This window comes from Oscillatoria sp. CS-180 (assembly GCF_028330965.1).
Lineage (GTDB): Bacteria > Cyanobacteriota > Cyanobacteriia > Phormidesmidales > Phormidesmidaceae > Halomicronema.
Genome location: NZ_JAQMUB010000102.1, coordinates 25,401 through 32,130, shown reverse-complemented (window position 1 = coordinate 32,130; position 6,730 = coordinate 25,401). Strand labels below are relative to the sequence as shown.

Sequence of the window (6,730 nt, the reverse complement as noted above, 5' to 3'; positions counted from 1 at the left end):
TGAAAGCTGTCTCCGAGCCAATACAAGCTGAGGAACCCTACTATCGCTAGTAAAGTACCTAGTAAATATCTAGACACAGTGTGCTCTAACTCCAATTAAGCACTATCCGAATTGGATTTTAATCAATAAATCCGATTATCTCAAATACTTTTTAGGCATGCTCATATCTCAGAGAACAACTACTCAATATGAGAAGGATTTATATTGATTGCACGACTAGAACAGATGATCACTACAATAATTCCTGCTAGTGACTCGCTACACCCTTACTCCTTTTTTTCTCTCCAATCTCCAAACCCCCGCTAGTGAACGGAGCACCCAAGGTCAAGCAGAAGCACGGAGGCTTTGCGGAGTGCTACGCTGCCGCGTGGTGTGGAGAGAGCGAAAGAGCGCAGTAACCACATACCCCCGTGGGGGGTTAGGGGGACTGCTCGTTCCTGTGACTAAGCGGAGGGGCACGGGCGTAGCAGGCCCTCGGCTGGCGCTGTCAGGCTATGCCGCGTTAGGGGTACTGGCTCTGCTGGAGACAGCTGCGATCACAACGCTCCCTATCACTTCACCAGAAGACTGACTCCACCCGTAGGGCAGTGGCCCGACGTCGGGGCGACCTCAGGAGCCGCAGCGGAACGCCCACCACACAACACTCGTCAACATCGACCCTGATTGCTTGAAGCAGACTAAGCGATCATGAATCCGCTACAAAAAATCCCGCTCAAGTTAGCAAAATAGTGAGTCATCTGCCCTAAACCGATCTATCGTATGGCATGAACACGCTGTATGTATGGCATGAGTATGAGAGACATCCTGCAAGAACGGCTCGACGAGTTAGACATCACCAAGTATGAGTTGACCCGTCGCGTTGTGGAGCTGCGGAAACAAGACGGACAAGATACAACTATCTCAAAGCTATCTAGCGCTGTTACTAAAGCGCTGGAAGAACCGGATGGCCGCCGCTATAGCGCGATCGCTGAACTGGTGGAAGCGATGGATGGCGAACTGCTCGTCCGTTGGAAAGACTACAAAGAGGTTAAAGTCCAATGATTTGAAGATTAAGAAAAACGGATTTTTCCTTAACGAATAATTCCCAGCCTGGGGGGGCCGGGAATTATCAACGGAATCGTCTGAAAACGTCAAACGTCTAGACAATTCACAGAATTAATCTCGAAACCATGATGACACAGAAAAGTGAATATCATCAGACGAGGCAGGGTGAAAGAAATCTACATTACCGCCTGACCTCGGAAGAGTGGATACGGGCCTGCCGTGAGCTTAGGCCCAGCGAAAAAGACATCCTTTACTACCTACGAACCTTAGACCCCTTTGGCGATAATCCTATCGATATCAAAGTGAGGGAGATGGCCAGGGAACTCAACGTTAGCCCGAGTACGGTGAGCCGTGCCCTGAAAGCGCTTGATGCAAAAGGCTGGATCGACCTAGAGATTATGTCGGCCAGAGTGAAGCTACACACCAATCAGGGTGGGGAAAAAGTGTTGCCTCTACGCAACGGTGTTGCACCAGCGCAACACTCGGACAAAAATGCTGTGGAAAAAGTGTTGCCTCAGGACAACAGCGTTGCACCAGTGCAACAAGTGTTGCCTCAGCGCAACAAAAACGATCGTGAGGCAACACTTGAGGGGGAAATGCCCTTGCCTGTGGAAAACGCAAAAGCCTTGCAGAGAGATGCTTTCAGCGATTCTGAGTTTTCCACAGAATGTACCAGATCTGTTTTAAAACATTTAAACAAACAGACTGGTTCTCAAGCGAACCCCTCTGTGGAAATTGACAGAGAGGATATTGGTACATTGCTGGGGAGAATTGAGGCGGCTGGGGTTTCAGTCAATCCAGCGATCGCGGCAACTTTGACGAACCTCTATCACAGCGATCCGGATAGCGCAGCTGCCAGAGTTCGCAATGCACTCTCTTCTTTAGAAGAGCAAGACCATATAAGAAGTCCCCAAGCATTTCTAAATGCCGCCCTTAAACGGGGCTTTACAGCCAACCAAGCTAAGCAAAAGCGATCGCAAAACAGCGAACAGAAACAGGAGAGAACAAATGTTCCGCCAGTGCGGGATTTAAGCGGCGTGCTGCTGGGTATAAGCCTAGAGTGTGAGCGATTGGGTCTAAATCGGGATGAGGCCGTTCAGCGGCTTTCTGAAGCCTATGGATGGGAACCTAAACAGTTTGCCGATCTTGATGGCGATGATATGGATCTGCTGCTAGCAGCAATGACGCAGTGGAGCTGACCCTATGCCCATCATTCGCGCTAGATATCCCGACGACTGGGACGCGATCGCGCTTCAAGTAAAGCACGAGGCAAAGTGGTGCTGTGAACAGTGCCAGCGCCCCTGTCGCCAGCCCAGCGAACCACTAGCTGATTTCCTCCAGCGGGTGCAGGCATGGCGGCAGGCCAACACCCCTCAGCCGCCTGACTTTGCCGCCGCACCTCGGCGCTATCTGCTGACGGTGGCCCATTTGGATCAGCGGCCTGGGAATCGCGATCGCGCCAACTTGAAGGCTCTCTGTACCGTCTGTCATCTGCGCTTTGATAGTCGGTTTCGTGCTACACAGAAGCGGCTTAAGGCTGAGTTCTATGGGCAGCTCAGGATTGATGCCCCGTGGGAAGAGGGTTTGCAGTTGTCGTTGTTGCCGGGGGCGGTCGCTCCGTATGGTTTGGTGCGGCGGGGAGAGGGGCAGATGGAGGGACGGTTTGTGGATATGGAGCGAGATCGTGGCCACAAAACCTAACTCTTTGTTACCGCAGTACTAAGCTTGGCACATCAGAACTGGGAGGCTCTTGGAAGATGGCCCCACGCTGCTGTAAGTCACGTTTGCTCGCTTCTGTGAGTCCTGGGTTATCGCCAAACAGGGTTCCAGTTACGTCAGCATCGCTGAGGTCTGCCCCTTCAAGAATGACTCCTCTGAGGTCAAGTCTACGGAGATTTGCGCCACTCAAGTCGGCATAGCCGAAATCAATATCTACGAATAGGCTTAGGACTCGGGCAAGGGCTAAGTAACGGGCGTGAACCAGGTTCATGGCTAGGTCTAGGTCTAAGTCTCGGTTTAGCTCTCGATATCGGACGAGGGCTAGGTTTAGGTCTCGCGCTAGAGTTCGGGCTAGGGCTAGGTTCCGGGCTAGGGCTAGTACTAGCGCTAGCGCTAGAGTTCGGGCTAGGTCTAGGTTTAGGTCTCGGGCTCGGTTCGGAGTCTGAGCTTGGACGAGGTCTAGGTTTAGGTCTCGCGCTAGTTCTCGGGCCAGTTCTCGGGCTCGGACTATATCTAGTTTTCTTTTTTCTGCATAGACTCTGAGAACTTGAAGTAAGCGAGCTTTTCTGGCTTCGGTTGAACTGCTCTCAATCGAACGAACATACTCAACCGGTCGATTATCTAAAACTTCAGTCAGTTCGGCTGAATCGAACAGCTCTTGCAGCTTATCTAATCCTTCAGGCGTACCGTTTAGAACTAGCTTGATACTGCCCTCTGTGAAGAAAGCAAGCTCAATGGAGCCATCACCTGTTTTTTGTCTCAGGAGCTGAACGATCGCTGCTAGTTCCGCTGGAGAAAGATCACCCATTTTGCCGCTGACAGCAAAGGCTTTAGGGATTGGGGATTGTTCAGGCTGAGTAATTTTGGGGACAAATATCTCTAATCCTTGGTCAATGGATACTAGCCCTGGCCCAGTGGGACCTTCTGCCCAATCTAATAAGGCTTTAGTTCTTTCACCCTGAGGTGCAGTGTTGGAGGGGAGAATTCCTTTGGGGGGATTGAGAGCAAAACACAATTCCTCAAACTGAGCTGATGGTAAGCCATTCATAGTCTGAATGATATACAAGCGATCCTGAAAGGATAATGTTTGTGGAGGCGTTGAAGGCAAGAGTTTCTGCACGTCTACATGTTCTACGACACTGAGATTTTATATGTGTAAGTAGGAGAATTACAGCCTTGATCCTATTTACACTCTTTGCCGACTCAGGAAATGTGCCGACCGACCAAAGTTTTGCATGAGAAAGGCCCCAACCCATGACGAGCTGAGGCCCCTAGTGCCCTGAAGATGATTGATGCTCGTTGGAGTTCGGGCACCAAGCTTGAATAAAGCCCCCTTGGTAAGTGCAAGGAGGCAAAAGAGGGTGTGAGTCGTTGGCGTTTCGTTGGCTCAAGAGTGAGGAGAGTACTGCATTCTGACTCTTAGCTATGCAATCGCGTCTTTCTCCAAGTTCTCACGACGCAGCTCATCAAAATCAACGGCATCCTTCTCCAGGTTTTCCCGGCGCAGTTCATCAAAGTCGATCGCGGCCACCACCTCATAAACCGCATCTTTGTCAAGGTTCTCGCGACGCAGCTCATCGAAGTCCACAGCGTCTTTGTCTAAATTCTCACGGCGTAGCTCGTCAAAATCAACGGCAGCGACCTGGTAGACCGCGTCTTTGTCGAGGTTTTCACGACGCAATTCGTCGAAGTCTACGGCATCCTTATCTAAATTCTCACGGCGTAATTCATCGAAGTCGATCGCTTTCACCTGAATGGTTTCGACTGCATCCTTGTCAAGATTCTCGCGGCGCAGCTCGTCAAAGTTGACGGCGTCTTTTTCCAGGTTCTCGCGGCGTAGCTCGTCGAAGTCAATGGCAGCGTGGCTAGCGGGGGCAACAGCGATGGTAACAGCGGTCAGAGCAGTGAGGGCTAATGCAATGCGTTTCATGGTTGAACTCCTGGGTTGATGTGTTGTTTCAATCATCTTGAGTTCTATAGTGCAGGCCCTCCCTGAGGCGTTCCTGACTGCAAAATAAGCCTGCCTTAATCGCTTCCTGAGAAGTCTGAGCGCTGCCACACAAGAGCCTGAGAGGATGAGTGGGAGGGCGATCTCAACGACCAAAAAACCCCTCGCTCTGTCGTGGCAAAGAAGGGGCTGGAAGTAATTTTCAGATGTATATCAATGACACGCTGATAGGATGCCCGTCTAAAAAATCCCCTCACCACGGGGCGAGGGGGTTCTGTTGGAAGATATCGCCAGTGATTTTAGCGGTTAGGTCGATAAGTGCTCATTCAGCCGGTCGATCGCAGTATCAATTCCAGTTGCCGCTGCTTGCACATGGGCTTCCTGTAAGCCCTGCTCTAGGCAATGCTCTAGATAGCCCAGCTCAATCACCAAGCGTTTCACCATCTCCCGGAGGCGGCGCTGATGAGCAGTGTGGCTGTGGGTTAAGGTCACGGTAGTTCTCATCGGTCGGGTCCTCGTTCACAGGGCATACCGATGTGATATCCCACTCGCCCTTGTTGCAGCTAGCCCCAAAACATCAACAGCGCCCTGTTGCAAAGTGCTGATGGGGCAACGGTTGAGGGATTCACAGTGATATCGCAGCAAACAACGCTACGACCCAATTCTAGAAAAGTAGTGACAATTATATATTTTTCAAATAGTATAGAAGAGTCAACTTTTATCGTCATCGATAGGAGGTGGCTCTATGCCTCCCAAACGCAAGAAAGACTCTCAGGACAAATCCTCTAAACCTGTGAAGATATCCGCGATCGACGAGGACATTCTCACAGTGCTGCTGAGCCGAGAGCTATATGGCTTAGAAATCCTAGACCAGCTCAACCTAGACCGGCCTGTCAATGAGCTGAAATTCGGTAGCCTCTACCCAGCGCTGAATCGCTTAGAGAAGAAGGGGCTAGTTGTCTGGCGCTGGGGAGATGAAGTCGATGAGTCGGGCGGGGCACGACGGAAGTATTACAAGGTGACGGGCTTAGGAGCGCGATCGCTACGGGCTGTCCAAGAATACCGAGCTGCGCTAGCGCAACGGGCAACGACCGCTCAGGCGATGTGGGGAGGGGCGTGACATGGATAAGGCGCTGAAGCGAAAAATTCGGAGACTGTGGCGCGATCGTGTGCTGATGAGTGTTGGAGCCGTAGCCTTTCTAGGTCTTTCTGTGCTGCAACTACAGGCGGTGTTAAGACATCGCCCCCAGCAACCCGAATGGGCTTTGGATCTGGCTCAGCAAGTAGAGGTGCTGACTGATGCAAATAGTTCAAGTCAGCAGCAAGCTTCTGCAAGATCTGAAATTCAACTGATAGCTGACCGAAAGCAATTGAGCGTGACTGCGAGTTTGGAGCGGGCGCTGGAGCAGGATCTGGTGCTGGATCTGGAGCGGGCGCTGGAGCGGGCGCTGGATCTGGCGCTGGAGCAGGATCTGGCGCTGGAGCAGGATCTGGCGCTGGATCTGGCGTGGGAGCGGGAGCTGGCGCTGGAGCGGGCGCTGGCGCTGGAGCGGGCGCTGGTGCTGGAGCTGGCGCTGGAGCGGGAGCTGGTGAGTGTACTTGTGATTGTCGTGGACATCGAATTAGCACACGTTCATGGGTTGCAACTCCAACAGGGAAGAGACTTAGAGCGCCTCCATGGGAGTGAATCTAGCCGTGCTCGTGCTTTTCTCCAGGCCAGTGTCTTACTAGGGTTGTCGGTGTTTGTATTGCTTGCCTTACTGGTTCTAACGATTAGATCGCGGGGTTATGCTGTGCCCTCTAAAGCCCACCTCATTGCCTTTTTGCCAGAAGAGTGTGCTGCTGAGCTAGGAGTCTTGCAGCGGCGTATGGAGAAGAGCAAAGCCTCTCCCTGGCAGATTCGCCTCCGGCTCCTTGAGGAATTTCTAACGCTTCTGTGGGTCTTCTACATTCAGGTTCAGCTTGAGAATCTGACCCTTCCTCGTGGCGATCGCGAAATCGACGATTAGATTCAACTCC

General features: G+C 51.9%; 9 protein-coding genes. 6 read left to right on the top strand and 3 right to left on the bottom strand.

Annotation, left to right across the window (positions count from 1 at the left end):
- The first annotated feature begins 439 nt into the window (after nucleotides 1-439).
- The 4 genes from PN498_RS28445 (at nucleotide 440) to PN498_RS28430 (ending at nucleotide 2,745) form a co-directional block, all read left to right on the top strand.
- Nucleotides 440-571 carry a hypothetical protein gene (locus PN498_RS28445; protein ID WP_272066851.1) on the top strand — a complete coding sequence of 44 codons (132 nt, stop codon included), beginning with the start codon at nucleotides 440-442 and terminating at the stop codon, nucleotides 569-571.
- Between the two features lie 221 nt (nucleotides 572-792).
- Nucleotides 793-1,041: a hypothetical protein gene (locus PN498_RS28440; protein WP_272066850.1), complete on the top strand. Its 249-nt coding sequence runs from the start codon at nucleotides 793-795 to the stop codon at nucleotides 1,039-1,041.
- Nucleotides 1,042-1,169: 128 nt separating this feature from the next.
- Nucleotides 1,170-2,243, top strand: a complete 1,074-nt coding sequence (locus PN498_RS28435; RefSeq protein WP_272066849.1) for a MarR family transcriptional regulator — start codon at nucleotides 1,170-1,172, stop codon at nucleotides 2,241-2,243.
- A 4-nt stretch (nucleotides 2,244-2,247) separates the two neighbouring features.
- On the top strand, nucleotides 2,248-2,745 hold the full coding sequence (locus tag PN498_RS28430) for a hypothetical protein (RefSeq protein ID WP_272066848.1): 498 nt from the start codon (nucleotides 2,248-2,250) through the stop codon (nucleotides 2,743-2,745).
- A 7-nt stretch (nucleotides 2,746-2,752) separates the two neighbouring features.
- Here the strand turns inward: PN498_RS28430 and PN498_RS28425 are convergent, their stop codons facing one another.
- The 3 genes from PN498_RS28425 to PN498_RS28415 all read right to left on the bottom strand — a co-directional run bounded on the left by PN498_RS28425 (nucleotide 2,753) and on the right by PN498_RS28415 (nucleotide 5,215).
- Entirely contained in the window at nucleotides 2,753-3,811 is a 1,059-nt protein-coding gene (locus tag PN498_RS28425) for a pentapeptide repeat-containing protein (RefSeq protein WP_272066847.1), read from the bottom strand.
- A gap of 375 nt (nucleotides 3,812-4,186) precedes the next feature.
- Entirely contained in the window at nucleotides 4,187-4,693 is a 507-nt protein-coding gene (locus tag PN498_RS28420) for a hypothetical protein (protein ID WP_272066846.1), read from the bottom strand.
- A 324-nt stretch (nucleotides 4,694-5,017) separates the two neighbouring features.
- On the bottom strand, nucleotides 5,018-5,215 hold the full coding sequence (locus tag PN498_RS28415; RefSeq protein ID WP_272066845.1) for a hypothetical protein: 198 nt from the start codon (nucleotides 5,213-5,215) through the stop codon (nucleotides 5,018-5,020).
- Nucleotides 5,216-5,456: 241 nt separating this feature from the next.
- Between PN498_RS28415 and PN498_RS28410 the strand changes: the two genes are divergently transcribed.
- Both PN498_RS28410 and PN498_RS28405 read left to right on the top strand, forming a co-directional pair.
- Nucleotides 5,457-5,831 (top strand): PadR family transcriptional regulator, encoded by a 375-nt coding sequence (locus PN498_RS28410; protein ID WP_272066844.1) that lies wholly within the window; start codon nucleotides 5,457-5,459, stop codon nucleotides 5,829-5,831.
- A 1-nt stretch (nucleotide 5,832) separates the two neighbouring features.
- The gene (locus tag PN498_RS28405; protein ID WP_272066843.1) at nucleotides 5,833-6,720 is read left to right on the top strand and encodes a hypothetical protein; all 888 of its coding nucleotides are present in this window, start codon (nucleotides 5,833-5,835) and stop codon (nucleotides 6,718-6,720) included.
- Nucleotides 6,721-6,730: the final 10 nt, after the last annotated feature.

Coding starts and splice junctions, on each gene's coding strand:
- PN498_RS28440 (WP_272066850.1), top strand. CDS start 793: ATGAGAGACATCCTGCAAGAACGGCTCGACGAGTTAGACATCACCAAG.
- PN498_RS28435 (WP_272066849.1), top strand. CDS start 1,170: ATGATGACACAGAAAAGTGAATATCATCAGACGAGGCAGGGTGAAAGA.
- PN498_RS28415 (WP_272066845.1), bottom strand. CDS start 5,215: ATGAGAACTACCGTGACCTTAACCCACAGCCACACTGCTCATCAGCGC.
- PN498_RS28425 (WP_272066847.1), bottom strand. CDS start 3,811: ATGAATGGCTTACCATCAGCTCAGTTTGAGGAATTGTGTTTTGCTCTC.
- PN498_RS28410 (WP_272066844.1), top strand. CDS start 5,457: ATGCCTCCCAAACGCAAGAAAGACTCTCAGGACAAATCCTCTAAACCT.
- PN498_RS28405 (WP_272066843.1), top strand. CDS start 5,833: ATGGATAAGGCGCTGAAGCGAAAAATTCGGAGACTGTGGCGCGATCGT.
- PN498_RS28420 (WP_272066846.1), bottom strand. CDS start 4,693: ATGAAACGCATTGCATTAGCCCTCACTGCTCTGACCGCTGTTACCATC.
- PN498_RS28430 (WP_272066848.1), top strand. CDS start 2,248: ATGCCCATCATTCGCGCTAGATATCCCGACGACTGGGACGCGATCGCG.